Origin of the sequence: Mesobacillus sp., from assembly GCF_049588175.1 — a bacterium.
Lineage (GTDB): Bacteria > Bacillota > Bacilli > Bacillales > Cytobacillaceae > Mesobacillus.
On sequence record NZ_JBAVFI010000641.1, the window covers coordinates 1 to 2329 of the forward strand.

The following is a 2329-nucleotide window of genomic DNA, read 5'->3' on the forward strand; positions in this document are numbered from 1 at the left end:
ATCCAAGGATCTACCATAGCTGCCACAATAAAGCTGGCAGCAATTGAAAGAACAGCAATTGCCAGGCTGATGAATGATGGTAAAAATACCTTCTTAGGCTCCATATATAATGTTAAAAGGAAGAGCAGGATGGTAAAAAGGAAACCAATGGTCCAACTGTTGATTGTATAATCTACTGTCTGCATCATGACACTGCTCGCTTTGGAAACCGGAAGATCAAGCGAAATCTCAGACGTTTTTTTAGAATTGAGATTGACTGACATCAGCTTGAACCTATTTGGGTCTTGTGGCCAATTTGTATGTTCGAGAAAGAGAATTTTATCAACCGAGTGAAAAAATACTGGAGAAACAACAGCCTTCTTCAGGTTAGTCAATCGTGTACTTTCGCCATTTTCTAAATTCTTAAGAAACAACTCATACTCAAATAAAGAGGAGTTTGTGGATTCCTTGGAGACTGCTGTATAGGCAACTGCGTTTCTCTCTGGGGAAAGCGTAAGATTAAATGGCTCTGACGGCATCATCTTTGTAAACTTCGAAAAGGAAACTTCTTCTTTTTCGATGTTGTACATGTAAAGGTCTGTATAATCCTTAAAGAGAATGTCTAGGCCATCAGAAGAAAGGGTCATGCTCTCCATCGATAGTCGATGATCATCCGTTAACTGTTTCAGGTTCTTACCGTCGAGATCGACTGAAAATAAATCAAATCCTACGTCTGTACTATTTTCCCATTCTTTAAAGTCCTTAGCTGGCATACCGGAAAAATAAATTTGATTTCCATCCTTTGAAAAAATGGCTTCAGAAACATGCAAGACATCACTAGATAGTTTCTTGGGATTAACGCCATCCTGGTTGGCGATAAATAGTGATTGAATCTTTTCGGCATTTCTTGATAAATATAGAAGCTTGCTGCCATCTGGTGAAAATTCAGGGTCACGATGCTGATTGGCTGTTGGATGAGTAACTTTTTTAGGGTTCTTACCATCGGACTCTGCAATATAGATCGCTTCGCGGCCGTCCTGGTAATAGGAAAAAGCCAGACGCTGATCATCATCTGAAATAGCAAGACCGCTACCGAGCCCAGTGTAATATTTATAGCTTTCTCGGTCACTTAATAAAAGATAACTTATACTCGCGACAAGCATCAGAGCTGTAACCGCGAGACCAAACAAAAGATGCTTATTATTTTTCATGTAAAAACCTCCTTCAAGTTAATGTAAACTCCACTTGTTTATTTACCTAATAACTAATATAGTGTAAAATTACACCAATTAAAAGGGTTATTTAGGAAAATATAAAAAATTTTCTGGACAGGCCAGTACTGGTTAATAAATGAAACCTTTTTCCAGTTCATTCGTTAATAACCTTATAAGGAATTTTAGAGAGGATGAGGCAGATGAACGAAATGAAATGTGTAAAGTGCGATGGAACTGATTTTGCAGAAGGAACGGACTTTATGGCCATCAGACCATTGGATAAAAAATTTTCAATAGGGTCAAATAAGATTTATACTTTTTGTTTAAACTGTGGAGAAGTTCGTTCGATACGCATTGAAAATCCGGCAAAATTCAGGAGATAATTAAGTTTACATAATGACTAATATAGTTAATAAGGGTGGTAACCGATGAACAATGAACGCAATTTAGCGATATACATTGCCACAAGCTTAGATGGATACATCGCCCGGGAGGATGACTCTTTAGATTGGCTTTTCAAGGTTGAGGGCGAAGGGGATAATGGCTATTCCCTCTTTTACGAAACAGTCGATACGATTTTAATTGGAAAACGGACCTACGACTGGGTGATGGAACATGAAAATGGTGATTTTCCCTACAAGAACAAAGAATGTTACGTATTCTCAAGGACAGCGCATGAAAATACTGAGTTCGTAAAATTCATCAGCGGAAATGTCGTTGATTTTACAAATACGCTGAAAAGGGAAGAAGGAAAACGAATCTGGCTTGTCGGTGGTGGAGAGTTAATCCATTCGTTTTTAAAAGAAAAACTAGTAGATGAACTGATTATGACAGTAGCACCAGTTTTAATCGGAAAAGGCATTTGTTTATTTAAAGAGTTTGATTTTGACCTGGAATTTTCACTGAAAGGGATGAAGCAGTTTAATCAATTTGCGGAGCTGCATTATGAGGTTAAAAAATAAATGTGAATTTCTTTATAAAGAAAAGGCAGGGTAGCTATAGGTCAGCAATTCGAATTAAAAATGGTTAATCAGCATTGGATTGGCTCGCCAAGAGAGGATTTATGTTCACATGGTGAAATTTACTTAAAGGTTAATGAAACCGTCATCACTCAATCTGGAATCGAAGAGGTATGG

General features: G+C 37.6%; 3 protein-coding genes. 2 read left to right on the plus strand and 1 reads right to left on the minus strand.

Going from position 1 to position 2329, the window contains the following annotated elements; all coding sequences use genetic code 11:
• On the minus strand, positions 1-1190 hold a 1190-nt coding region (locus WB217_RS15430; RefSeq protein ID WP_423994125.1), incomplete at its 3' end, for a TolB family protein.
• 203 nt (positions 1191-1393) lie between these two features.
• Here WB217_RS15430 and WB217_RS15435 point away from each other — a divergent pair.
• Together WB217_RS15435 and WB217_RS15440 are read left to right on the plus strand one after the other, a co-directional pair.
• Positions 1394-1576 (plus strand): hypothetical protein, encoded by a 183-nt coding sequence (locus WB217_RS15435; protein ID WP_423994126.1) that lies wholly within the window; start codon positions 1394-1396, stop codon positions 1574-1576.
• Between the two features lie 45 nt (positions 1577-1621).
• The gene (locus tag WB217_RS15440) at positions 1622-2155 is read left to right on the plus strand and encodes a dihydrofolate reductase family protein (RefSeq protein ID WP_423994127.1); all 534 of its coding nucleotides are present in this window, start codon (positions 1622-1624) and stop codon (positions 2153-2155) included.
• Positions 2156-2329: the final 174 nt, after the last annotated feature.